This window comes from Bacillus inaquosorum KCTC 13429, from assembly GCF_000332645.1.
GTDB lineage: Bacteria > Bacillota > Bacilli > Bacillales > Bacillaceae > Bacillus > Bacillus inaquosorum.
In genome coordinates, this window is record NZ_AMXN01000002.1 from 719,706 (window position 1) to 744,296 (window position 24,591).

Below are 24,591 nucleotides of genomic sequence, written 5' to 3' on the forward strand. Positions count from 1 at the left end.
TCGATAAATGGACATTTCAACTGACGCTCTGATCGCCATCTCAATTATTTGGGGCTTTGTGTTTATTTACGCCGTCATGGCGACAATGGATTTTGGAGCGGGATTTTGGTCTATGATCTATTTAAACAAGGAGCACATGAAGGCCACCGATATTGCGAACCGCTTTCTGTCCCCGACTTGGGAGGTCACAAACGTCTTTATTGTGGCCATCGTCGTGGCGCTTTTCAGTTTTTTCCCCGGCGCGACATTTGTACTCGGCACCGTTTTATTAATTCCCGGAAGCATGATTTTACTGCTTTTAGCGATCCGAAGCGGGTTTCTCGTTTTTTCAAACACAGCGAAAGAACGAAAATTGCTAAGATATATTTCCGGCATCTCCGGCTTTATCATCCCTGCTATTTTAATTTTGGTGCTTCCTGTGACGCACGGAGGGTTTATAGAAAAAACGGACGGAATCTATAACTTAAATATGTCTAAAATCTTTTCAAGCCCGAACGCCTATTCATTTATCGGGTTTGCGATTTTAAGCACTTTATTTTTATCCTCACTGCTGCTTGCTGATTTTTCAAATGTGGCGGAGGAACAGGATGCCTACCGCGCTTACAGAAAAAGCGCCTTGATTACCGGCCCTATTTCACTCCTGTTTGCTGTATGCATTATGCTGACAATGCGGAATGAGGCAAACTGGCTGTATAGCGGCATGATGAATGATTTCTCTTGGATTATTGCATCGTTCATTACATTTGTCATTGCTGGAATTGCTCTTTTTCTGCCTAACAAGAGCTTTGGCCAAAACATCGGAAAGCCTCGGCTTGCACTTGTCGCGATTGCGATACAGTATTTTCTGGCAAGCTACGCGTACGGGCGGGCGCATCTCCCTTATATGATTTATCCTGATGTGACAGTTATGTCGGGCTTCACAGAACCAGCAACGTTCAGAGCGCTGTTTGCGACGTATATTGTTGCATTTATCATCCTCTTTCCGGGCTTCTTTTTCTTCTGGAAAATGTTTATGCGAGATAAGCGGTATATCCGTCAGGAGGAATAGAGGACAAACCCGCCGGCTATACTAAGCCAGAACCTTGATAAGGAGGGGATGGCATGGAGCAGAAAATTCTATGCGAAGTCAACAACTGTTCTTATTGGGACAAAGGGAACAAATGCACCGCTGATGCCATTTATGTTGTCAGCCATACTGGTGAAACGGCTGAAAACAGCCGGGAAACGGACTGCAAAACGTTTAAGCCGCATGATTTGTAATCAAAAGAAAGAGCTGCCTCAGCCAGCTCTTTCTTTTCGCATGTTCAATGTTCTCAGTTTTTTTGTCATGACCCCGTTTGCAGGTGAAAACAATAAGGCACCTGTATAACATACACCTGTCATGGCCGCCATCGCTCCGGAAATCGAAACATTAAGCCACGTTGCGAAGAAATAGCCCATGACCGCTGAAAGCCCTCCAATCACCGCGCTGAGGATCAGCATATAAAGCAGCCGGTCAGTCAGCAAATGAGCTGCAGCAGGCGGGACAATCAGCATGGCCACAACCAATACAGCACCCACCGAATCAAAGGAAGCAACGGTCGTCAGCGACAGCATGCCCATTTGCACATAATGAATCAGCAAAACCGGTATTCCCAGAGCTAAAGCCATTTGCGGATCAAACGAAGCGATTTTGAACTCCTTATAGCACACACTGATCAACAATACATTTAAAACCAGAACAGATGCCAGCATCCAAAACGCTTTCGGCCCGATGTCAACTCCGAATACCGTAATCGTATTCCACGGCACAAAAGCGATTTCTCCCATTAACGAGTGCTCAATATCAAGATGGACATTCGCTCCATACACAGATAGCAAAATGACGCCGACTGCAAATAAGGATGTAAAAACAACGCCTATGGCGGCATCTGATTGAACCCCCTTGCTGTGGAGAAGCTGAACCAAAAATGCCGTTAACAGTCCAGATACAGCCGCGCCGATAAACATAGGAATCCCGTCAAGACTTCCTGTCACAAGAAAAGCACCGACGATGCCAAGCAACACAGTATGGCTGATCGCGTCGGCCAGCATTGCCATTCTTCTCAACACCAAGAATGTGCCGATCAGCCCACAGCTCACACCGACTAGTACACCAGTAGCTATAATCCATGCTTCAAAACTCATTTGCGATCTGTCCCTTCTCGGCATCAGGGGGCGCCTTTCGAAGCTCAGGCATCCGTCCATACAGCTTTAAGAGTGAAAAAAGCCGCTCTCTCGTTTCTCCTGGCAAACGATCCGGGTCAAAGTAGTCCTGATCGAACTCTATATTGGCAAGTTCCATTTCATGCATGAGATACACTTCATACATCCGCTGCTTCAAAGCTGTGTGGTAGCCTTTTTCTATCCCAGTGCGTGTCATTTGCCAAACCCCGTTTTCGATACGCACGATGCACCTCTCTTTTTCCAAGTCATTCAATACCTTAAGACATAATGCAGGGGATATCCGCCTTTTCTTTCTTACACCTTCAGCGGTTACATAAAGATCCTTCTTTTCATACTGCTCATAAATCGTCAGCAGCACCTGCTCTCGGCTTGTTTTCCGCCGCAGCCTTATCAGCCTTATTGCTTTTGCTGCCAATCCACGCTTAGGCGCGCAAATCATTGAAAATAGAAAGATCATTGTTGCTGATAAGATCATTAACGGCCCTGTCGCCATGCCCTTCATCGTCGTGCTCAGCAAGGTTCCGACCACGCCGCTTACACCGCCTGTGACCCCGGCAATGACCATCATTCCGGTTAACCGCTCGGTCCAATACCTTGCAGCTATGGCAGGCGTAATCAGCATAGCCGCCATTAATATCACACCGACTGTCTGAAGCCCGATGACGACAGCACAGACGATAAGGCAAGCCAAAAGCCCGTTTAAAAAACGAACCGGCATTCCCAACCCCTTTGCAAACGCGAGATCGAAAGTAATCAATGTAAACTCCTTAAAGAAAACAATACAAAGAAGCAATAAAACAGCGGATATTCCTGCAATCAGAATGATATCCTCTCTGATCAATGAAGCGGCCTGGCCGAATAAAAAAGAATCAAGCCCGCTTTGGCTTCCCGCCCCCTGCTGCTGAATATATGTCAGCAGTATGATTCCGACGCCAAAAAACACAGAGAGAACAATCCCGATCGCCGAGTCCTCTTTTGTTTTTGAAAGCCGCGGGATCAGCTGAATACACCACGTTCCAAGCAAACCTGCAAGCGCTGCCCCCAGCAAAAAGAAGGGCAGTGATTTTTGCCCGGTGAACAGAAAAGCGAGACACACGCCCGGCAGAGCTGAATGAGCCATCGCATCACCGATTAAACTTTGCTTTCTCAGCAGCACAAAACTGCCCAAAACACCGCTTGCCGCCCCGAGCAAAAGTGTACCCGCAAGCACCCACTGTGTATTTGGATGCTGGAGCTGCAGCCACAAACTTTCAAACAATGCGCTCACCCCTTCTGTCCTTCTGCCAGCACTTTATCTTTTAGAAACGTCAGCTTTCCTCCATACGTTTTTTGCAGGTTTTCGATCGTAAAAACGTTTTCCGCCGGTCCGAAAGCGATTTTTCTTAGATGAAGCAGTAGGATCCAATCGAAATAATCCTCGGCGGTCTGCAGGTCATGGTGGACGACAAGCACTGTTTTTCCTTTTTCTTTGAGTTCTGCCAAAAGCGTCATAATCGCCCGCTCCGTCGCTGCATCAACGCCGGCAAACGGTTCATCCATAAAATAAATGTCGGCGTCCTGGCAGAGCGCCCGGGCAAGAAACACACGCTGCTGCTGGCCGCCAGACAGCTGGCTGATCTGCCTTTTCGCATAATCAAGCATCCCGACTTTTTCTAAAGCGGCTTTCGCCATCTCCACATCAGTTTTTTTTGGCCTTTTTAATAAGCCGATGCGGCCGTATCTCCCCATCAGCACAACATCGAGCGCGCTTGTGGGAAAATCCCAGTCAACCGAGCCGCGCTGCGGAACGTATCCGATTCTTGTCCGCTGATCCTTATAGTCTTTGCCGTAAATAGAGATGTCTCCTGAAGCGCGGGGCACAAGACCGAGAATGGTTTTGATCAAGGTTGATTTTCCCGCGCCGTTTGGACCGATAATGCCAATCAGTTTTCCTTCCGGCACCTGCAGTGAAATTTCCTGCAGAACAGGCTTTTTATGATAAGCGACCGTTACATTATCGAGCTCAACAGGGAACATATCCATCACCTCTTTTCTTTATTTAAGCGCTTTGGTAATCGTGTTGATATTGTGGCGGAACATTCCTTCGTAAGTGCCTTCTTTTGTGCCCTTTTCACCCATGGCATCCGAATAAAGCTGACCGCCGATTGTGACTGTATGGCCTTTTTCTTTAGCCCCTTCTGCCACTGCATTGATTGATTTTTCAGATACGCTGCTTTCTACAAAAACAGCTTTTATTTGTTTTTCTGTCAGGATATCGACCAGTTCCTGAACATCCTTTAATCCGTAATCCGAATCTGTGCTGAGCCCCTGCAGGCCTTTCACCTGAAATCCATACTCTTTCCCAAAGTAGGCAAAGGCATCGTGAGCAGTGACAAGCACACGGCTTTTCTCCGGAATATTCTCGATCTCCTGGCGCGACCACTTATCTAAATATTGCAAATCTTCTTTGTACTCTTTGGCATTTTTCTTAAAATCATCCGCGTGCTCAGGCATCGCTTTGCTGAATTGCGCTTCGATTTCATCCACCGCATAGATCCATAACGGAATGCTGAACCAAACATGCGGATCAAACGTCTTGCCTTCTCCTGCAGAAATGAGCTTGTTTTTCGGTATAGCCTCAGCGACTGCCGCTGCTTGTTTTTGTTCGCCGATTTTTTGGAGTACGTCCTCCATTTTTCCCTCCAAATGCAATCCGCTGTACAGAACAACATCGGCTGACATTAGTTTTTTCGTGTCACCCTGTGAAGCTTTGTAAAGATGCGGATCGACTCCCGGCCCCATTAAAGAGGTGACTTTTACATGCTTTCCTCCAATGTTTTCGGCTGCATCGGCAATTTGGGATGTTGTTGCCGTTACCTGCAACTGTTGATCAGCGCTTTTTCCGGCTGAATCTGTTCCGCATCCCATTAGAGCAAAGCAGGTCAAAAGCACTGCTGCCATCAGTCCCTGTTTCATTTTTACCCTCCTCTTTGCCATCAATGTCCGATTATATTATCTTATGTTTTCATTTCTTAGACATGTGACATTAAATTAGCCAAAAGCATATTTTATTTACACAAGACAAAAAGTTTCCTTAGTGCAAAATTATCGCGTTTGCCCACTTTTGTCAAGGACAATTTTCACAAAAAAACCGGCTGGGTTAGCAGCCGGTCCAAACGAGAAGGGATGTATTCAACGAACGCTTTTACAATAACAGCACACTGACATTCTTTCAAAATGGCAAAATGCTTTTTTCTTATCCATGTTGCGTGAAAACATCCATTTTGGTCACATATTTTCGCATAATGTCCTGGTTCACCTCAACCCCTAAACCAGGCTGTTTTGACACAGAAATAAATCCATTATCAATATGGATATCAGGGGTCACAATATCCTCATCCCAATAACGTGAGGATGAAGAAATATCACCAGGTATTGTGAATTGCGGCAGTGAAGCTAGCGCCACGTTCTGGGCTCTGGAAATGCCAGTTTCCAGCATTCCGCCGCACCAAACCTGCATATGGTGCTCTCTGCATAAATCATGAATTTTTAAGGCTTCTGTTAAGCCGCCGACACGGGAAGGCTTAATATTAATGATTTTGCAGCTTCCGAGCTCAATCGCCCGTCTCGCATCATCAGCCGAACAAATGCTTTCATCAAGGCAAATGGCCGTTTTCAAATGTTTCTGCAAGTGGCGGTGATCAACGATGTCATCAGCTTGAAGAGGCTGCTCAATCATCATTAAATGGTACTCATCAAGCTCCTTTAAACGGCTGATATCCTTCAGCTCGTATGAGGAATTGGCATCGGCCATAAGCGGGATGTTTGGGAACCGGCTGCGGATGGCCTTGACTAATTCCACATCCTGCCCAGGCTGAATTTTAATTTTTATTCTTTGATATCCTTCTTTTTGATAGCTCTCGATTTCCTTCAGCATATCGTCAAGAGGTGCCAGGCCGACAACTACCCCGGCAGGAACTTTATCTCTTATCCCGCCCAATGCCTCGGCAAGGGAAATGCCCTTTTTTTTCGCATAGATATCCCAGACAGCCGATTCAAGTCCTGCTTTTGCCATCCGGTTTCCTTTGAAGCGCGCCAGGCTGTCCGGCACTTCGGAAGGGTGCTTAAATTCACGTCCGACAACATTGGGAATAAAGAAATCCTTTAGCATGTGCAAACATGTTCCAATGGTTTCTTCGGTGTACCAAGGCGAAGAGAACGCAGATACTTCTCCCCAGCCTGTGACACCGGATGTATCAATGGCTTCCACGATCAGAAATTTACGCTCTTGAAGCGTTTCAATACTGTTTTTGAACGGTTTCTTTAAATTCATACTCAAATGGTAAAGCGTAATTTTCTCTATTTCGATCATAGCAGTTCTCCTTTACGCGCATCCTTCAGCTGATTTCGCAAGAGCTTATTAGACGCATTGCGCGGCAGGCTGTCCAGTATAAAGAATTTTGCCGGAATTTTATATTTCGCCAAGCGTTCTTTGCAGTAGGCGGTCAATTCTTCTGCGCTTACAGGCTTGTGAAGGACAAGATAGGCGTGGGGCACCTTCCCCCATTTTTTGTCCTCAGCACCTGAAACACCGGCTTCGGCCACAGCGGGGTGTGAAAGCAGCACTGACTCCACTTCAGCCGGATAAATGTTTTCTCCGCCTGATATGATCAGATCTGAACGTCTGTCTAATACATATAAAAAGCCGTCGCTGTCCAAATACCCAAGATCACCTGTTTTCAGCCAGCCATTTTGAAAGGAAGCTTCGTTTGCGCTCTCCCGGTTAAAATAGCTTTTCATGACATTCGGGCCTTTGACCATGATTTCACCGTGTTCAAACGGTTCACATGCCTGTCCGTCCCGCTCTATTTTAATTTCGCATGAAAACAGCGGTTTCCCTGCAGATCCGAGCTTTTCCATACTGAATTCCGGCGACAGGGTGACGATTTGTGAGCATGTCTCTGTCATTCCATAGGATTGAAAGACAGGGAATCCTTTCTCACGGCATTCCTCAAGCAACGGTAGCGGTGCAGGGCCTCCGCCGAGCAGGATGCATCTGATGGTTTCAGGGCAGCGGCTTGTTTCTTCCAATAGACTGGCCAGCATTGTCTGCACCGCAGATATCATTGTCACTTGATGCCTGGTGATAGAATCCAGCACATCGCTTACGGAAAAGCGCTGGTGAAGCACGACAGTCATTCCGTAGATCACAGATTTAAATAACGCGGACAATCCGCTGATGTGGAAGAGCGGCAATGCGATAAGCCAGCGGTCTTGTTCTGTTATACCCAAATTAAGCGCGGATGACACCGCACTGAAATAATGGTTTCCAAACGATTGCTGAACTCCCTTGGGCTTGCCTGTCGTACCCGACGTATACATCAACGTTGCCGTCTCATCCAATTGCATATAAGCCTCGATCGTAATTTCCTTTGCGTCTACTTGGGCAAGTTCGTCCACATCAATAGTTTGAAGGGTGTGCTCATAATCTTGCTTGTCAAAGCTTGAATCTGTCAGTAAAAAGCGGGCGCCGGAATCCTCCAGCTGAAACAGCCTTTCATGTGTTGACAGCTTCGTATTCAGAAGCACCACCTTAACACCGAGCAAAAAACAAGCGTGAACGGCGTAAACCATTTCTGTACGGTTTTGGAGCAAAATAGCCGCAGTGTCCCCTTTCCGAACCGAATGAGCAGCAAGCTGCGCCGCCATTTGCTTAGACGCAGCAAACAAGTCTGCAAATGTCACGGTTTGGTCTCCATAGATGAGAGCGATTCTCTCAGGTGTCAGCTGTGCCCGTTGCATGAGCCAGTTGGGCTGTTCAGTCAGCATGTCATCATCTCCGAGGTAAAATGTCTGTATTGAAAAGAAAACAGCTTGGACCGCAAAGTCTCAAGCTGTTTGTTTACTAAGTATTGCTGATCACGGAAAACGAGGGAACTGTCCGAAATCAGGTTTGCGTTTTTCCTTAAAGGAATCACGGCCTTCTTTTGCTTCATCTGTTGTGTAGTAAAGAAGGGTAGCATCCCCTGCAAACTGCTGAATTCCAGCAAGTCCGTCCGTATCCGCGTTAAACGCAGCTTTAAGAAAACGAAGTGCGGTCGGGCTTTTTTCAAGCATTTCTTCACACCATTTAATCGTTTCTTCTTCAAGTTGTTCCAAAGGAACGACTGTGTTGACAAGACCCATGTCCAGTGCTTCCTGCGCGTTGTACTGACGGCACAGGTACCAGATTTCACGAGCTTTTTTGTGTCCAACGATTCGAGCCAGGTAGCCAGAACCGTAACCAGCGTCAAAGCTTCCCACTTTAGGGCCTGTTTGTCCGAAAATCGCGTTGTCGGCAGCGATTGTCAAGTCACATACGATGTGAAGCACGTGGCCTCCGCCGATCGCATATCCGGAAACCATCGCAACAACCGGTTTCGGGATGACGCGGATTAAACGCTGAAGATCCAGTACGTTTAGACGCGGAATCTGGTCGTCTCCTACATATCCGCCGTGGCCGCGCACTTTTTGGTCTCCGCCAGAACAAAATGCTTTGTCTCCGGCACCTGCAAGCACGATAACCCCGACATTTTGATCGTCTCTCGCGTCAGCAAACGCATCAATCATTTCAGCAACCGTTTTAGGGGTAAACGCGTTATGTACCTCAGGGCGATTGATTGTTATTTTTGCAATACCATTATACGTTTCATACAATATTTCATCGTATGTCCGTTTTGTTTTCCATTCTGCAGCCATATGATGACCTCCTTTTATTCTCTATGTGAGTGAATCAGATGCTTGTTAAAAACTCACTCACTATTTTACCAAAAAATCGCGGTTGTTCCACATGGACCGTATGGCCGGCGTTTGGAACAATCTCTATTCTACTAGATGGAAGCTTCTTATGCACCTCTTGATTGATGGCACAAAACTTTTCGTCCCACTCCCCGCAGATCAGAAGCACAGGCACCTCAATTTCGTCTACACGGCTCCACCAGGAAGGCTGTGAGCCGGTGCCACTACCGGTTAAACTGTTTGCAAGCCCAATCTTATTGTTTCGCAGACGGCCCAACCGTATCCTGTGCCGAATATCTTCAGCCAGCCGCTGCTGGGATGAAAACAAAGGGATGCCCTCCCAATACTGCACAAAAGCTTTGATGCCGTTGCGCAAAATAAAATCTGCAAGCTTTCGGTCCCGCATAATTCGTTCCCGCCGCTCCTCAAGCGTTTTGAGCCCCGGCGTTGTGCTTTCAAGTACAAGTGCCGATACCCGTTCGGGATATGTCATCGCAAAAGAATAAACAAGCCTTCCTCCCATAGAATACCCAATCAATTTCACTTTGTGAAGTTTTAATTGATCAAAAATCTCGGCAAGGTCAGAAACTTGCCGGCTTGTGCTGTATCTTTTCCCATTCAGAGGGGCATCGGTTTCACCATGCCCTAAACAATCAATTTTGATCAAACGGGAATCAGGCAGCATCCCATCAAGAAAATTCCATGATTGTTTGCTGCCGGTAAACCCGTGCAGACAGACGATGGCTTCGGAAGCATTCGGCCGCTCGTCTGTCACAGCATATCGGACACCGTCTGAAACCGTTAAGTTTACAGTTCCCATTGTTTTTTCACTTCCCGCACAGCCTCATTCAGCATATCGCGATGAAGCTGGACTCTTGATTGTCGATCCGTTTTGATTTCTATCAAATGGAGTCCGGGCTTGTCTGCCTGCGGCGCGTAAGCTGCTCTGAATTCATCCCATGAAGCCGGGCATGAATACGTACCGCCGTATAGTGCAGCCGCATGCTTGAAATCGAGCCCTGTCGGCGTGCCGAACAAATCTTCAAAGTGTGCCTTCTCAGATGCTTGCGGCAAAAATGAGAAAATCCCTCCGCCGTCATTATTCACGAGAATCACAGTAAGAGGAATGCCCAGCTTTTTAGCAGCCAGCAGTCCGTTTAAATCGTGATAAAAAGATAAATCTCCAATCACGAGGGTAACAGGCGCTTTTGTCCCTTCACATACCCCCATGGCAGAGGAAACAACACCGTCTATCCCGTTTGCGCCCCGGTTTGAATAAATTCGGAAATAGCGTTCCTGCTTTTCAAAAAACGTATCAACATCCCTGATCGGCATGCTATTGCCGACAAACAGCGAGCTGTTTTCGGGCACAAGATGCTGAAGGATCCGATAGAGATTGCCTTCAAACGAAACATCTTCACTGCTGATTGTTTGCAAATGCTCACGGAACCGCCCATTGACAAACTGCCACTTTTCCATCCATTCTGATGACCTGGTGATGTCAGCAAGGTCATCAATGATCGCTTCAGCAAAAGCAGACGCGTTGCAGTGAATCATATGCGCGCTTGCCTGTGTCGGGTCTCTCCACCCTCCATCCTCGTCAATCACAATCTGCTGAATCGCCGGATCATCCTTGAGCCATAAGAAAACCGGTTTTGAAACAGGCATCGGACCAAAACGGATGACAACATCCGGACGCAGTTTCGCCTTCAGCTCATCATCTTTTAAAAATGAATCGTACGCATCAATGACAGTGCTTTTATCATGGACGCCGTTCCGCAGATTAGACAGCGGGTCCGCTAAAATCGGATATTGAAGCGCCTTTGACAGTGCAATAATGTTCTCCTTATCCGTATCACTATGGAGCTCTCCGCAGACGATCATTCCTTTTTCAGCCTCTGTCAGCATCACAGCCACATCAGCCAGGGATTCCCGGTCAACAGACTGAATTCCCGTTTTCACAGACACATGACGGCCTGTTCTCATTCTTCCAAACGGCTCAGCTGAAAGATCCGGCATCAGCGGTTCGCGCAGCGGCACATTCACATGCACAGGTCCCATAGGTCGCTTTTGTGCTTCGCCAGCGGCGCGGCTGGCCAGCGTTCGAATATATCTCAGCATATGCGGAGACTCTTCAGGAAGAGCAGAGTCTGTGAAAAACTTAACAAAGTTACCGAATAAGAAGTGCTGATTAATAGCCTGCGGTGCGCCTACTTCGCGCAACTCGTGAGGCCGATCAGCAGTTAACACAATAATTGGCACTCTTGAATAATGGGCTTCAATCACAGCCGGATAAAAGTTGGCCGCGGCTGTTCCTGATGTGCAGATCAAAAGCACGGGACGCTGCTTCGCTTTTGCCAGCCCTAAAGCAAAAAACCCGGCAGATCTTTCATCAATTTGAACATGGACGCTGATATCAGGATGCGCGGCTGCAAGAATAGCCAGCGGTGTGGATCTTGAGCCCGGACAAACGACGGCGTCCGTAATTCCGGAAAGGGCGAATTCATCCATAAAACTTCCGATGTAATGTGTAATCGGGTTAGCTGTCAACGCCTCTCACCTCCTAATGCAGAGATCATCGGCTTCAATTTAATCTGCGTTTCCTCATATTCCGATTGCGGGTCTGAGTCTTCCACAATACCGCACCCGGCAAACAGCCTTGCTGTGCTGCCCTCGATCAGCCCTGAACGGATGGCCACTGCGAATTCCCCGTTATCCTGGCTGTCAATCCAGCCGATAGGAGCCGCATACCACCCGCGGGACATCGGTTCGATCTCTCTGATCACTTCTACAGCTTTTTTCTGAGGTGCCCCCCCAAGCGCAGGTGTGGGATGCAGTTTCTCAATTAAGTCAAAAAGCGAAGCAGACTCACGAAGCTGTCCGACAATCGGCGTATATAAGTGCTGGACGCTTTTCGTTTTGTACAATGCAGGTCCGTCAGGCTTTTCAACCTCCGAACAGCTTGATATGAAAGCGTTATGGATCATGCCTACAACAATATCATGCTCCAGCAGATTTTTCTCATCGTTTAATAATTCAAGGCCTATCCGGCGGTCTTCTTCTTCATCCGCGCCGCGTTTAATGGAGCCTGCCAGACAAGAAGACATAACAGTGCTGCCGTCTCTTTTGATCAGTCGTTCTGGAGACGCGCCGACAAAGGTTTGGCCTTCCTGTTCGATTGCAAAAACATAGCTTGTCTGCTGATCGTTCAGAAGCGTTTTAAGCATCGGTTCAATTTGGACCGGGCCGTCAAACGTGAGCAGCAGCTCTCGGGCAAGAACCACTTTATCATATTGTTTCTCTTTAATTTGGCTTGTTGCCGTTTCGATTGCTTTCAGCCAATTATCCTTATCCAGCTCTTGAGATGCTGCAATCGCAGCCTGATCTCCTTGTTCTAAAACTGGAACCATAAATTCCACTGCAAAAGCTTTTAAGCCTTCCAAAACAGCTTCTGCATCTTCTTCTTCGCTTACCCATCTGTTGACTGTTAAGAATGGGCCTTCAGCAGTCATCGTCAGCATAAGCGCAGGCACAAAGAAATCCCCTTCCGAGAAATGGTCCCATTGTGTACCTCTTTCTTCGCAAGGGTCAAAAGAAAATCCTCCGAATAACACAGGTCCCACTGCAGAATGCTGCAGCTTTTCTTCTTCATAAATATGAAAAGCCGTCTTTTTAAAGCGCTCCCATTGTTCAAAAACCTCGCGGTACCGCTCGCTGTTTTTTTGATTTGTCTGGAAAACCGCTTCTTTGCCAAGACCGACTATTGTCAATTCACTTTCAGGATCTGACCAAAAAAATCGATTGCCTGTATATTTTTTTGCTCCGTAATTGAAAAATGATAGAGGGTCAAGAGACTCGATTTGTCTCGAATAGCTTATTAAGACAGCATGGTTGACTTCTTTGGCTTTATGTAATGCATGTAGAACTTCCTTTCGGAACGTACGCTGCACCGTTGTCACCATGAGACATTCCTCCATAATCCTTAAAATGCTTTTAATACCATACACCTGTGTCTCCTTTGTGTCAAACACACAGATCATGCAGTCCAAATGGCCTGCCTTACCTATTATAAACCTAATTTCAGAAATGAAAAAGAAACAAACCTTAATTTTCTTTCTCCACTGATAGCAAAGGTTGTATCCGCTTACCATATAAGGAAAATCTCCTATATTCCTCCACACGCCATTTATGAAAGTTCTCAGGCGATCTGTTCATACTAAGGGTATGCATCACAGAGAAACGAGGCGATCACATTGCTTACAAAAGACCAGCTGCAGCATTTAAAAAATGAACTGGAACAAACGAAAAAAGATATCTTAAACCGTTTCAAAGACAATGACCATTTTCAGCTTAACTCAGCCTTTCCTTATGATTCGTGGGGTGAGCTTTCCGCTTACGACAACCATCCCGGCGATCAGGCGACAGAGCTTTACGAGCGTGAAAAAGACATCGCTCTCGACTTGCATGAGCGAGAGCATCTCCGGGACATTGAGCATTCATTGAAGGCGATAGAAAACGGTACGTACGGTATTTGTGAAGTCAGCGGAAAGGAAATCCCTTACGAACGTCTTGAAGCGCTTCCGACGGCCACGACGCTCGCAGAGTATTCGTCACAGGATGTCGTTTCCAAAGACCGTCCGATCGAAGAAGAAACACCTTTCGGGCAATTTGAATTTGACGATGATGAAGAAATCAGAGCGCCTTATGACAGTGAAGATTCCTACCAGGACGTTGAAAAATACGGAAACTCATCAACACCGCAGGATATGGAAAACCCGCCGCTCAGCTATGATGATATGACGATGAATGCCGAAGAAAATATCGGCAATACGGAGTCATACGAAAATTTCATCGCTACTGATATCACAGGAAAAGAAATTACAGTTTATCAAAGCAGAGCCCATGAGCGTTATGAGGAAGAACTCGATGAAGAGGGAATCATGACAACATTCGGCGATCTCCACGCTGATTGAACCCCCGATTATTGGGGGTTCTTTTACGTTTTCTGCATATCGGAGTTTGTTTGATCTTTATAAGATAAAGGGTAAGTGTAAAATAAATACATACGGAGGTTACAAACATGAAGAAGATTATCGGCGTCATAGCGGTTTTTGTGATTACATATGCGCTGTTTTCAGCCGCAGACTACCTGTTTCCAATTGACCAAGAATGGTACAATTCACTGAAAAAACCGGACTGGACGCCACCCGGATCTGCGATCGGCATCATTTGGGCCATCCTGTTTGCTCTGATCTCCCTTTCAGCTGCCATTGTGTATGCCGCGTTTTCATTTAAAGATGCGAAAAGCTTTTGGATTATGCTTTTGCTTAATTATGTGCTTAATCAGGCATTCAGCTATTTTCAATTTACGCAAAAGAATTTGCTGGCTGCATCAATTGACTGCCTGCTTGTCGCGATCACAACACTCATATTAATGATCGCAGCGAAAAAATACAGCAGAGCCGCAAGCTATCTTCTTTTACCTTATTTTTTATGGAGTGCATTTGCGACATTCTTATCCTTTACAATCTATTCAATGAATCTGTGAACAAAAAAAGCCGCTTATACAGCGGCTTTTTCACATCATCGGCCGGATGCACCAAATGTCTCTCGCATATTCCCGGATCGTGCGGTCGCTGGAGAAATAACCAGAATGGGCAATGTTTAAAACCGAACGCTCAGACCATTTCCGCTGATCGCGATAATCAGCTTGAATACGCTCCTGCGCATCTGCATATGAGCTGAAATCCTTCAGCACAAAATACTCATCATTATGCGGAAGCAGCGAGTCATAGATCGATTCAAATTCATCTGCTTCCCCTTCAAAAAAACCGTTGATCAGCTGATCGACCACCTGTCTGATTCTGCGGTCATGCTGATAATATTCCCTCGATCTATAGCCGCCGTTTTCCTGATACGATAGAACGTCATCCGCCTTTAAACCGAATGTATAAATGCAATCAGGCCCCACCCGCTCAAGAATCTCAATATTTGCGCCGTCATGCGTGCCGATCGTCAAAGCGCCGTTCATCATAAACTTCATATTTCCTGTACCAGACGCTTCTTTGCTTGCAGTTGAAATTTGTTCACTCACATCTGAAGCCGGAAAAATACGCTCAGCCATAGAAACTCTGTAATTTTCCAAAAAAACAATCTTAATTAGCTGTTTGACTGCCGGATCATAGTTGACCTTTTCTGAGACAGAATGGATCAGCTTAATGATTTTCTTTGCATAATGATAGCTTGGTGAAGCCTTTGCACCGAAAATAAAGGTTTGCGGATAGATTGAAAATCCCGAGTCCTCCTTAAGCCGGTTATACAAATACATAATATGAAGAACATTCAGCAGCTGCCGTTTGTATGCATGAAGCCGTTTTACCTGTACGTCGAATATGCTGTCAGGATTCACAACCACCCCGGCCGTGCAAAAAATCAAATCGGCAAGCTCTTGTTTTTTCCTGCTTTTGTTGTTTTGAAACTGCTCGATAAAAGCGGGATCAGAGGCGTACGATTCTAATCCGATAAGGGATTCCGGCTGTTTCACCCATTCATTGCCGATCGCCTCTGTAATGATGGCAGACAAGCCGGGATTCGCTTTTAGCAGCCAGCGCCTGTGGGCAATTCCATTCGTTTTATTGTTAAAACGACTCGGGAACAGCAAATGAAAATCGTGCATCTCCCTTTCCTTTAAAATATCGGAATGAATTTTGGCAACGCCGTTTACACTGTAGCTGCCAACTATAGCCAGATGAGCCATTTTGACAACACCATGCGCCGTAATCGCCATGGCCTCTATTCTTTTCCAGTCTCCGGGATACTTTTCCCAAACCGCTCGGCAAAACCTTTCATTGATCTCTTCAATAATCATATACATTCGCGGGAGCAGCGGCTTAAACAAATGAATCGGCCATTTCTCAAGCGCTTCTGACAATGTTGTATGATTTGTATAAGAAATCGTATGTACGGTAATATGCCAGGCCTCTTCCCAGCTCATGTTCTCTTCATCGAGTAAAATCCGCATCAGCTCAGGCACCGCAAGCGCAGGATGGGTGTCATTAATATGGATGCTTACTTTTTTATGCAGGCCGGATAAAGATTTATTTGTTTTTCGGTAATTGTTCACAATGCTTTTTAAGCTTGCGCATACTAAAAAATACTGCTGCTTCAGCCGCAAAATTTTCCCCTCGTCATGGGTGTCATCAGGATATAAAAATTCAGAAACAGCTTCTGTTTCCCGCTTATAAGACAAAATATTGCCGCCATGATAATGCGCAGAAGGCTCGGCGTTCCAAAGCCGTAACGTATTAACGGTGCCCGTTTCATAGCCGATGATCGGGATATCATAAGGAACAGCGGAAACAATTGTAGCTTGTTCGTGGCGAAAATGCAGACGCCCGTTTTTTTCTGTCATATGCACCTCGCCCCAAAACGGCACATCAACTGCCTGATCCGCATTTCTTACTTCCCATACATTCCCGTTTTTCAGCCATTGCTCAGGCAGTTCCACTTGATGCCCGTCTACAATTTTTTGTTCAAACAAGCCATGTTTATAACGAATGCCCATCCCGTGCCCCGGCAAGTTCAACGAAGCCAGAGAATCTAAAAAGCAAGCGGCCAAGCGCCCAAGCCCGCCATTGCCGAGACCTGCATCGCTCTCCATCTGAACGATCTCCTCTAAATTGATGCCGATATCCTTCAAGCCTGCTTCTACAACATCACGAACGCCAAGATTCATTAAATTTTGTTCAAGGAGCTGACCGAGAAGAAATTCGATTGACAAATAATATGTCTGCTTCCCGGAATTGGAGCGGCTCTTTTCATTCGTCTGGATCCAATCAGCGCTGATATACTCTCTGACCATATTGCCCAACGTTTTATATTGATCCAGCTTGGCAGAGTCTTTAAAGCTTTTTCCGCACGTCATTTCCAGACGCTTTAAAAATAAGGCTGCAAAGCGTTCTTTACTCGAGAACATCCCGTCCACTCCTTGTCACATGCTCGAAAATGCGCTGATACTCTTTGGCTGACTGCTCCCAGCTGTAATCTGCATTCATTGCGGTCTTCATGATGCTCTTCCATACATCCTTTTGACGATAAAACGACAGCGCCCTCTCAATCGTAAATTTCAGATCATGCGCATTGAAGGCAGAGAACGTAAAGCCATTGCCCGTTCCCTCTTCCTCCTGATAGGAACGGACTGTGTCATAAAGCCCGCCCGTCTCTCTGACAATCGGAATGGCGCCATATTGGAGAGCAATCAGCTGCCCCAAGCCGCACGGCTCAAATTTCGACGGCATCAAAAACAAATCAGAGCCCGCATAAATTTGATGGGCAAGCGGCTCGTCAAACCCAATATACGCTCGGCACTTCTCATGAAAAGCAAATTCTGCATACCGGAAATAATCTTCAAATTCGCGTTCCCCTGTACCCAGCACAATCAGCTGTATGTCCTGCTCCTCAAGAAGTTCATGCATAATCCTGCGGACAAGATCAAGTCCCTTTTGTTTAGTCAGCCTTGTCACCATACTGATCAGCGGAATATCGTGTCGTTCCGGAAGCCCCATCCGCCGCTGAAGCTTCTTTTTATTTTCTTCCTTGTTTGCAAGATGCTCCGAATCGTAATGCGCCTCTATATAAGGATCGCTTTTTGGCTGGTAGAAGGAATCATCAATGCCATTTAAAATGCCGGTTACATCATTTTCCCTATATCGCAAAACCTGTTCCAGCTGTTCACCGTAATAAGGCGTCAATATTTCATTTCTGTAAGTAGGGCTTACAGTTGTCACATGATCAGCCGCAATGATGCCCGCCTTCATAAAATTAACAAATCCGTTGCATTCTAACCTTTCATAATGAAAATGATCCATCTCAAGCCCCAGCAAGTCATGTGTGACATCAGGCGGAAATATGCCTTGAAACTGCAGGTTGTGGATTGTGAGTACACTTTTCATCTGCTCATAAAAAGGATGTTTTTTGTATTCCTCTTTCAGCAAATAATTGACCATCGCTGTATGCCAGTCGTGAGTATGAACAATATCCGCTTGAACATTCACAGCTTTGGCGGCCTCCAGTACAGCTCTTGAAAAAAAGGCAAATCGTTCTCCGTCATCATAATGCCCGTACAACGAATCCCTGTTAAAATAATATTCATTGTCGATGAAATAATAATTTACATCATCTTCGGCCATATGTTCAATTCCGCAATATTGCTGACGCCAGCCAACAGCTACCGTACACTTAGCCATTTTTCTCATGCGCTTTTTCCAACGCTCAGGTATTTGACTGTACTTCGGCAGCATCACAGCTACTTCATTGCCTAATCGCGCAAGTGCCTTTGGCAGAGCGCCGGCTACATCGGCAAGACCTCCTGATTTAACAAACGGGGTACATTCTGATACAGCAAATAATACCTTCAAGAATTCATCAGCTCTCCTTGCACCAAACCTTTTCTTAATACAAGCGGCTGCTCAGCTGTTCCCGCAGCCTCAGTCGCATTTCCGATTTTAACGTCCTTATCAGAAATGACCTGCTCAAGCAGGCACTCCTCGCCAATCTGCGTTTTTTGCATAACAATGCAGTTTTTCAGCTTCGTACCCTTTCCGACATGAACCGCCCTGAACAAAATGCAGTTTTCAACCTCTCCTTCAAGCACACAACCGTTTGCCACCAAGGAATTTTTGACAGTGCTGTGTTTTCCGTATTTCGTCGGCGGCTCATCCTTCACTTTTGTATAGATCGGCTGCTGGGGCAAAAACACCTGCTGCCAAAAACGAGGCTGAATGAGCTCCATACTGTGGGTATAATACTTTTCCACCGAATCAATGATAGCGGCATAACCTGAATATTCATAAGGGCAAATGGTCAAGGAGGATGATTCTTTTTCAACAGCCTCCTGAATGGTTTTATAGCCTTTTTCACTATGTCCGTAGATCAGATCCTTTAAGAGCGCTGTAGACATGATATAGATTTGCAGCGACTGGCCGTCCTGAAATACCTCGGTGACATCGCAACCAACCTCCTGATGGCGTTTTAACACATATTGAAATTGAATGTTGCATACGGTATGGCTGTTGGAGATCACGGCGTATTGCTGTGTGCTTCTGTGGAAGTAATCAAGATGGTCGGAAAACTGGCGAAAGGAACCGAATTCATCGTATTCTTGGTGAAGATGGGGTGACGGGAAAAAAAAGAGGCCATCCTTTTTTCGATGCAAATCCCATTCCTTACCCGCTCCAAGATGATCCATAAGCGAACGATAGCGATACTTCGGAAAAATCGCGACGCTCCTAATATCCGCATTCACCATGTTGGAAAGCATAAAATCGATCAGACGGTACCTGCCGGCAAAAGGGATCGCCCCAAGCGACCGCTGTGCCGTTAAATCCTGAAGAGAATGCTTATATGTGGTTTCATCTATAACACCTAACATTTGATTATTGAACACTGGCTTTGCCCCCTCTTCAGTATTAAATCAATTCTTTTTCTACAAATTCCTCTGAAACGAGCAGCACCTCCTGAATGTCTTTTTCGGATCGAATCACTGCGCCATCCGGAAGCACCAGACCCTTAGGCACGATGGCATTTTCAATCACTACATGCTCGCCAATTGTCACATCCGGCATAATGACCGACGATTTGACAGTCGAATGCTTGCCGACAGTAACACCTTGAAAAAGAACGGAATGAGACACATTTCCATACACGACACACCCTTCGTTCACAAGCGAATCATGAACCTGTGCGTCAGATGAAATAAATTGCGGAGGCTGATTGGGATTGACGGAGTAAATTTTCCACTTGCGTTCAAACAGCTTTAGCTCCGATTCCTCTTTTAATAAATCCATATTGGCTTCCCACAAGCTCTGCACTGTTCCGACATCCTTCCAATATCCTTTAAACGGATATGCGGAAAGCTTCTTTTTTTCCTCTAAAAGCAGAGGAATAATGTCTTTGCCGAAGTCGTGGCTTGAATAAGGGTTTCGGTCGTCCATCTCAAGGTACTGTTTCAAAAGCGGCCAATTGAATATATAAATTCCCATTGAGGCAAGATTGCTCTTAGGAAATTTGGGCTTTTCATCAAAATGCGTGATCATCCCATCTGCATTGGTCTTCATGATGCCAAAGCGGCTTGCTTCCTCCCAGCCCACTTCGATGACAGAGATGGTGACATCCGCTTTCTTTTCAATGTGAAAATCGAGCATTTTGCCGTAGTCCATTTTGTAGATGTGATCTCCTGATAAAATCAGCACATACTCAGGATCATACTGATTCAAATAATTGAGATTTTCATAAATGGCGCTTGCCGTCCCTTTATACCATTTGACTTCTGATGACTCGGCATAAGGGGGTAAAACCGTCACGCCGCCATTATATCTGTCAAGGTCCCATGCACTGCCGATTCCAATATAGGAATTCAGCTCAAGCGGCTGATATTGTGTTAAAATCCCGACCGTGTCTATGCCTGAATTGGAACAGTTGCTGAGCGTAAAATCAATAATCCTGTATTTTCCCCCGAAAGATACAGCCGGTTTTGCCATATGTTTTGTTAATCCGCTAAGACGGCTGCCCTTCCCGCCGGCAAGGAGCATGGCTACACATTGTTTTTTCATCTTTTTATCTCTCCTCTTTTTTTAACCGCCCGTAAAATTGAAATGCCGTAAGGGGGGATGGTCATCGTGATATAACACGGTTTATGATGAAGAGCTCCCTTTTTGGCCGCTAACGGCTTTTTGTTGATTTGTCCTGAGCCTCCGTATGTTTCACTGTCGCTGTTCAGCACTTCGATGTATTGGGTTAGAAAAGGAACACCAACATCATATTGATGATAGACCGCGGGTGTAAAATTACAAATGATGACAAGCGCCTCACCGTGCCTTTTCCCATAACGAATAAAAGAAAAGATTGATTGTTCGTTATTATGGACATCAATCCATTCAAACGACTGGGCACGATGGTCATTTTCATAAAGGATTTTGCTTTTTTGATAAAAGCGGAGAAGATCTTGCGTAAAAACGCTGGCTTTCTGATGCATGGGGAAGGAGTCCAAAAACCAATCTAGCTGCTCTGTGTCTTTCCATTCATCAAATTGGGCAAATTCTGAACCCATAAAGATCAATTTCTTTCCGGGATGAGCCGTCATATATCCGAGCAAAAGCCGATACTGGGCAAATTTCTGCCAATAGTCGCCAGGCATTTTATTAAGAAGTGATTTTTTTCCGTATACGACTTCATCATGAGAAAACGGCAATACAAAATGTTCACTAAATGCATACAGTAATGAAAAAGAGATAAGCTGATGACAATTCCGCCTTTCTTCTGGCGGCGTCTCCATGTATGTCAGTACGTCATTCATCCAGCCCATATTCCATTTAAAATGAAAACCGAGCCCCCCTTCCTCAATGGCACCTGTCACTTGAGGCCATTCCGTAGAATCTTCCGCAACCATCATGACATGCGGATATGCCTCTCTCATGGTTTGGTTGAGTTTTTTTAAAAATTCAACAGCATATGGATTCGTATGGCGTTCATCCTGATTTGGCCAATACAGGATGTTAGCCACTGCATCAACCCTAAATCCATCTATATGATAGAATTCTGCCCAGTACAACGCATTAGAAATTAAAAAACTATGAACTTCCGGTTTTCCTAGGTCAAAGTTTGCCGTGCCCCATAGCCAGTTCTCCCGATCACGCTCTTCTTGATATTCATAAAGAGGCTCTCCATCAAACATATAAAGACCATGTGCATCTTTACAAAAATGTCCGGGCACCCAATCCAGTATGACTCCGATGTTTTCTTGATGGCATTCATCCACAAACTTCATCAAATCATGGGGTGTGCCAAACCTGCTTGTCGGGCTGTAATAACCCGTTCCTTGGTACCCCCAGGAACGGTCATAAGGATGCTCATATACCGGAAGCAGTTCGATATGGGTAAATCCATGTTCTTTGATATAAGGAATAAGCGACTGGCTTAATTCTTGATAGGAGTAATGCCTGCCATCAGAATGTTTCTTCCACGAACCGAGATGAAGCTCATAAATAAAAACAGGTTTCTCATACACCGTCTTAGCCTTTTGTTTCTTTTGCCATAATTGATCTTTCCAGCTGTACTCACCTAAATCGTAAGTAAGTGACGCTGTATGTGGCCTGACTTCCGAATAAATAGCATATGGATCTGCCTTCAGCCTGATCTCACCGCTATGAGTCACGATTTCATACTTATATCGTTCCTTTTCTCCCAAACCTGGAATAAATAACGTCCAAATGCCGTTATCGTTCACTCTGTGCATCACATGCTGCTCTCCTGACCAGCTGTTAAAATCCCCTGCCACTCGTACTTCTGACGCATGAGGCGCCCACACACAAAATTCATATCCGCTTTGGCCATTCAGCTCGCGATAATGCGAGCCAAACAGCTGATAGCTTTTAAACAGACTGCCTTCGTGAAAAAGATAAACATCATGTGCTGTCGGGCTGGCAGCGGCCATGTAATCATCCTTTCTGACATCATAGTTTTCACTTATAGTATTTATTCGAAGAAATAAAAAAAAGCCCTTTCATGAAAGCGCTTATACTTATTGACATTTAACTTCATTTTCCGAAGAAAAACGAAATATATGAAGATTTTTGTTGTCTGTTTGTAGAATAAAGTATGAAATCTAAGGCATATCATGATTTATAAAAATAAAAAAACCTTGCAGGATATGCAAGGTTTTTGGATGACCCGTACGGGATTCGAACCCGTGTTACCGCCGTGAAAGGGCGGTGTCTTAACCGCTTGACCAACGGGCCGTTGCTTGAGAACTTATATTTGTAATCATATGGCGGAGAAGGAGGGATTTGAACCCTCGCGCCGCTTACACGACCTACACCCTTAGCAGGGGCGCCTCTTCAGCCACTTGAGTACTTCTCCATTTGGCTCCACAGGCAGGATTCGAACCTGCGACCGATCGGTTAACAGCCGATAGCTCTACCACTGAGCTACTGTGGAATATATTTAAGATGGTGGGCCTGAGTGGACTCGAACCACCGACCTCACGCTTATCAGGCGTGCGCTCTAACCAGCTGAGCTACAGGCCCATCTTAATATAGAAATGGAGCGGGTGATGGGAATCGAACCCACGACATCAGCTTGGAAGGCTGAGGTTTTACCACTAAACTACACCCGCAATTTTTATTTGGGGCGATTGATGGGAATCGAACCCACGAATGCCAGAGCCACAATCTGGTGCGTTAACCACTTCGCCACAACCGCCAAAATATATATATTGATATATGGTGGCTCGGGACGGAATCGAACCGCCGACACACGGATTTTCAGTCCGTTGCTCTACCAACTGAGCTACCGAGCCTAAGTATTTAAATGGCGGTCCGGACGGGACTCGAACCCGCGACCTCCTGCGTGACAGGCAGGCATTCTAACCAACTGAACTACCGGACCATTTTAAAATTTACACGTGAATTTTCTTGGTTGCACCCTTCGGGCACTTCTTATTTCATTCATGTATTTTGGTTGCGGGGGCAGGATTTGAACCTGCGACCTTCGGGTTATGAGCCCGACGAGCTACCGAACTGCTCCACCCCGCGATGATTAAGAATATATATGGCGGAGGAAGAGGGATTCGAACCCCCGCGGGCTTTGACACCCCTGTCGGTTTTCAAGACCGATCCCTTCAGCCAGACTTGGGTATTCCTCCGTATAATGGTGGACCTTGTAGGACTCGAACCTACGACCGGACGGTTATGAGCCGTCTGCTCTAACCAACTGAGCTAAAGGTCCATTGGTAGCGGCGGAGGGGATCGAACCCCCGACCTCACGGGTATGAACCGTACGCTCTAGCCAGCTGAGCTACACCGCCAAATATTTATTGAAATCAAGTGGAGCCTAGCGGGATCGAACCGCTGACCTCCTGCGTGCAAAGCAGGCGCTCTCCCAGCTGAGCTAAGGCCCCAAGAATGGTCGGGAAGACAGGATTCGAACCTGCGACCCCATGGTCCCAAACCATGTGCTCTACCAAGCTGAGCTACTTCCCGATTTCATGTAGATCATGGCGCGCCCGAGAGGAGTCGAACCCCTAACCTTTTGATCCGTAGTCAAACGCTCTATCCAATTGAGCTACGGGCGCAAAACTTAATGCCGAGGGCCGGACTTGAACCGGCACGGTAGTCACCTACCGCAGGATTTTAAGTCCTGTGTGTCTGCCAATTCCACCACCCCGGCGTGGATGGTATAGTTGGAGCGGAAGACGGGATTCGAACCCGCGACCCCCACCTTGGCAAGGTGGTGTTCTACCACTGAACTACTTCCGCAGACAGGATGTCCAGTTTTTATAACTGTTATCCTATATAATGCGGGTGAAGGGACTTGAACCCCCACGTCATAAAGACACTAGATCCTAAGTCTAGCGCGTCTGCCAATTCCGCCACACCCGCGTAAAAATGGTGAGCCATGAAGGACTCGAACCTTCGACCCTCTGATTAAAAGTCAGATGCTCTACCAACTGAGCTAATGGCTCTTCTTACAAGAGACTTGAATATTATATCATATAAAAGTGGTGCCGGCAAGAGGACTTGAACCCCCAACCTACTGATTACAAGTCAGTTGCTCTACCAATTGAGCTACACCGGC

The 24,591-nt window shown here is 46.1% G+C and carries 19 protein-coding genes and 20 tRNA genes; 4 read left to right on the forward strand and 35 right to left on the reverse strand.

Going from position 1 to position 24,591, the window contains the following annotated elements:
• The first annotated feature begins 7 nt into the window (after nucleotides 1-7).
• Nucleotides 8-1,048: a cytochrome d ubiquinol oxidase subunit II gene (locus tag BSI_RS12930; RefSeq protein ID WP_003238056.1), complete on the forward strand. Its 1,041-nt coding sequence runs from the start codon at nucleotides 8-10 to the stop codon at nucleotides 1,046-1,048.
• Nucleotides 1,049-1,101: 53 nt separating this feature from the next.
• The gene (locus tag BSI_RS12925; RefSeq protein WP_003238057.1) at nucleotides 1,102-1,260 is read left to right on the forward strand and encodes a DUF1540 domain-containing protein; all 159 of its coding nucleotides are present in this window, start codon (nucleotides 1,102-1,104) and stop codon (nucleotides 1,258-1,260) included.
• 18 nt (nucleotides 1,261-1,278) lie between these two features.
• Here the strand turns inward: BSI_RS12925 and mntD are convergent, their stop codons facing one another.
• The 10 genes from mntD to BSI_RS12875 all read right to left on the reverse strand — a co-directional run bounded on the left by mntD (nucleotide 1,279) and on the right by BSI_RS12875 (nucleotide 12,923).
• Nucleotides 1,279-2,166: a manganese ABC transporter permease MntD gene (mntD, locus tag BSI_RS12920; protein ID WP_032731946.1), complete on the reverse strand. Its 888-nt coding sequence runs from the start codon at nucleotides 2,164-2,166 to the stop codon at nucleotides 1,279-1,281.
• Complete coding sequence (gene mntC, locus BSI_RS12915) at nucleotides 2,156-3,463, reverse strand: manganese ABC transporter permease MntC (RefSeq protein ID WP_003238060.1); 1,308 nt, start codon at nucleotides 3,461-3,463, stop codon at nucleotides 2,156-2,158. Before mntC ends, mntD begins: the two co-directional genes overlap by 11 nt.
• A gap of 5 nt (nucleotides 3,464-3,468) precedes the next feature.
• The gene (gene mntB / locus BSI_RS12910) at nucleotides 3,469-4,221 is read right to left on the reverse strand and encodes a manganese ABC transporter ATP-binding protein MntB (protein ID WP_003238062.1); all 753 of its coding nucleotides are present in this window, start codon (nucleotides 4,219-4,221) and stop codon (nucleotides 3,469-3,471) included.
• Nucleotides 4,222-4,239: 18 nt separating this feature from the next.
• Nucleotides 4,240-5,160 (reverse strand): manganese ABC transporter substrate-binding protein/adhesin MntA, encoded by a 921-nt coding sequence (gene mntA / locus BSI_RS12905; protein ID WP_003238064.1) that lies wholly within the window; start codon nucleotides 5,158-5,160, stop codon nucleotides 4,240-4,242.
• A gap of 280 nt (nucleotides 5,161-5,440) precedes the next feature.
• The gene (gene menC / locus BSI_RS12900; RefSeq protein WP_003238066.1) at nucleotides 5,441-6,556 is read right to left on the reverse strand and encodes an o-succinylbenzoate synthase; all 1,116 of its coding nucleotides are present in this window, start codon (nucleotides 6,554-6,556) and stop codon (nucleotides 5,441-5,443) included.
• The gene (locus BSI_RS12895; RefSeq protein WP_003238068.1) at nucleotides 6,553-8,013 is read right to left on the reverse strand and encodes an o-succinylbenzoate--CoA ligase; all 1,461 of its coding nucleotides are present in this window, start codon (nucleotides 8,011-8,013) and stop codon (nucleotides 6,553-6,555) included. The genes menC and BSI_RS12895 overlap by 4 nt, the downstream gene beginning before the upstream one ends.
• A gap of 90 nt (nucleotides 8,014-8,103) precedes the next feature.
• A complete protein-coding gene (menB, locus tag BSI_RS12890; RefSeq protein WP_003219322.1) occupies nucleotides 8,104-8,922 on the reverse strand; it encodes a 1,4-dihydroxy-2-naphthoyl-CoA synthase in 819 nt (272 codons plus the stop codon).
• Nucleotides 8,923-8,956: 34 nt separating this feature from the next.
• On the reverse strand, nucleotides 8,957-9,781 hold the full coding sequence (gene menH / locus BSI_RS12885; RefSeq protein ID WP_003238070.1) for a 2-succinyl-6-hydroxy-2,4-cyclohexadiene-1-carboxylate synthase: 825 nt from the start codon (nucleotides 9,779-9,781) through the stop codon (nucleotides 8,957-8,959).
• Nucleotides 9,769-11,511, reverse strand: a complete 1,743-nt coding sequence (gene menD / locus BSI_RS12880) for a 2-succinyl-5-enolpyruvyl-6-hydroxy-3-cyclohexene-1-carboxylic-acid synthase (RefSeq protein ID WP_003238071.1) — start codon at nucleotides 11,509-11,511, stop codon at nucleotides 9,769-9,771. The genes menH and menD overlap by 13 nt, the downstream gene beginning before the upstream one ends.
• Nucleotides 11,508-12,923, reverse strand: coding sequence for an isochorismate synthase (locus BSI_RS12875; protein ID WP_032731948.1), 1,416 nt, complete (start codon nucleotides 12,921-12,923; stop codon nucleotides 11,508-11,510). Before BSI_RS12875 ends, menD begins: the two co-directional genes overlap by 4 nt.
• Nucleotides 12,924-13,214: 291 nt before the next feature.
• Here BSI_RS12875 and BSI_RS12870 point away from each other — a divergent pair, with 291 nt between their 5' ends.
• Entirely contained in the window at nucleotides 13,215-13,934 is a 720-nt protein-coding gene (locus BSI_RS12870) for a yteA family sporulation protein (protein ID WP_003238073.1), read from the forward strand.
• A 107-nt stretch (nucleotides 13,935-14,041) separates the two neighbouring features.
• Nucleotides 14,042-14,509 carry a TspO/MBR family protein gene (locus tag BSI_RS12865; RefSeq protein ID WP_003238074.1) on the forward strand — a complete coding sequence of 156 codons (468 nt, stop codon included), beginning with the start codon at nucleotides 14,042-14,044 and terminating at the stop codon, nucleotides 14,507-14,509.
• Between the two features lie 30 nt (nucleotides 14,510-14,539).
• Here the strand turns inward: BSI_RS12865 and glgP are convergent, their stop codons facing one another.
• From glgP to BSI_RS12740, 25 genes are all read right to left on the reverse strand, one after another.
• Nucleotides 14,540-16,936, reverse strand: a complete 2,397-nt coding sequence (gene glgP / locus BSI_RS12860) for a glycogen phosphorylase GlgP (RefSeq protein WP_003238075.1) — start codon at nucleotides 16,934-16,936, stop codon at nucleotides 14,540-14,542.
• Nucleotides 16,923-18,377 carry a glycogen synthase GlgA gene (gene glgA / locus BSI_RS12855; RefSeq protein WP_003238076.1) on the reverse strand — a complete coding sequence of 485 codons (1,455 nt, stop codon included), beginning with the start codon at nucleotides 18,375-18,377 and terminating at the stop codon, nucleotides 16,923-16,925. The genes glgP and glgA overlap by 14 nt, the downstream gene beginning before the upstream one ends.
• The gene (gene glgD, locus BSI_RS12850; protein WP_003238077.1) at nucleotides 18,374-19,405 is read right to left on the reverse strand and encodes a glucose-1-phosphate adenylyltransferase subunit GlgD; all 1,032 of its coding nucleotides are present in this window, start codon (nucleotides 19,403-19,405) and stop codon (nucleotides 18,374-18,376) included. Before glgD ends, glgA begins: the two co-directional genes overlap by 4 nt.
• Nucleotides 19,406-19,427: 22 nt before the next feature.
• A complete protein-coding gene (locus BSI_RS12845; protein WP_003238078.1) occupies nucleotides 19,428-20,570 on the reverse strand; it encodes a glucose-1-phosphate adenylyltransferase in 1,143 nt (380 codons plus the stop codon).
• Nucleotides 20,567-22,450, reverse strand: a complete 1,884-nt coding sequence (glgB, locus tag BSI_RS12840) for a 1,4-alpha-glucan branching enzyme (protein WP_003238079.1) — start codon at nucleotides 22,448-22,450, stop codon at nucleotides 20,567-20,569. Before glgB ends, BSI_RS12845 begins: the two co-directional genes overlap by 4 nt.
• Before the next feature lie 232 nt (nucleotides 22,451-22,682).
• Nucleotides 22,683-22,754: transfer RNA gene (locus BSI_RS12835), tRNA-Glu, on the reverse strand.
• 30 nt (nucleotides 22,755-22,784) lie between these two features.
• A tRNA-Ser gene (locus BSI_RS12830) sits at nucleotides 22,785-22,875 on the reverse strand.
• A gap of 3 nt (nucleotides 22,876-22,878) precedes the next feature.
• Nucleotides 22,879-22,953 (reverse strand) — tRNA-Asn (locus BSI_RS12825).
• A 12-nt stretch (nucleotides 22,954-22,965) separates the two neighbouring features.
• Nucleotides 22,966-23,042: transfer RNA gene (locus BSI_RS12820), tRNA-Ile, on the reverse strand.
• 15 nt (nucleotides 23,043-23,057) lie between these two features.
• Nucleotides 23,058-23,131 (reverse strand) — tRNA-Gly (locus BSI_RS12815).
• Between the two features lie 10 nt (nucleotides 23,132-23,141).
• A tRNA-His gene (locus tag BSI_RS12810) sits at nucleotides 23,142-23,217 on the reverse strand.
• Between the two features lie 21 nt (nucleotides 23,218-23,238).
• A tRNA-Phe gene (locus tag BSI_RS12805) sits at nucleotides 23,239-23,314 on the reverse strand.
• A gap of 12 nt (nucleotides 23,315-23,326) precedes the next feature.
• Nucleotides 23,327-23,403, reverse strand: a tRNA-Asp gene (locus BSI_RS12800).
• A gap of 69 nt (nucleotides 23,404-23,472) precedes the next feature.
• Nucleotides 23,473-23,549 (reverse strand) — tRNA-Met (locus BSI_RS12795).
• A 17-nt stretch (nucleotides 23,550-23,566) separates the two neighbouring features.
• Nucleotides 23,567-23,659, reverse strand: a tRNA-Ser gene (locus tag BSI_RS12790).
• A 6-nt stretch (nucleotides 23,660-23,665) separates the two neighbouring features.
• Nucleotides 23,666-23,742, reverse strand: a tRNA-Ile gene (locus BSI_RS12785).
• Between the two features lie 2 nt (nucleotides 23,743-23,744).
• Nucleotides 23,745-23,821, reverse strand: a tRNA-Met gene (locus BSI_RS12780).
• 20 nt (nucleotides 23,822-23,841) lie between these two features.
• A tRNA-Ala gene (locus tag BSI_RS12775) sits at nucleotides 23,842-23,914 on the reverse strand.
• Between the two features lie 5 nt (nucleotides 23,915-23,919).
• Nucleotides 23,920-23,996, reverse strand: a tRNA-Pro gene (locus BSI_RS12770).
• 15 nt (nucleotides 23,997-24,011) lie between these two features.
• Nucleotides 24,012-24,088 (reverse strand) — tRNA-Arg (locus BSI_RS12765).
• A 9-nt stretch (nucleotides 24,089-24,097) separates the two neighbouring features.
• Nucleotides 24,098-24,183, reverse strand: a tRNA-Leu gene (locus tag BSI_RS12760).
• Between the two features lie 14 nt (nucleotides 24,184-24,197).
• A tRNA-Gly gene (locus tag BSI_RS12755) sits at nucleotides 24,198-24,272 on the reverse strand.
• Nucleotides 24,273-24,312: 40 nt separating this feature from the next.
• Nucleotides 24,313-24,395: transfer RNA gene (locus BSI_RS12750), tRNA-Leu, on the reverse strand.
• Between the two features lie 7 nt (nucleotides 24,396-24,402).
• A tRNA-Lys gene (locus BSI_RS12745) sits at nucleotides 24,403-24,478 on the reverse strand.
• Nucleotides 24,479-24,515: 37 nt separating this feature from the next.
• Nucleotides 24,516-24,591: transfer RNA gene (locus tag BSI_RS12740), tRNA-Thr, on the reverse strand.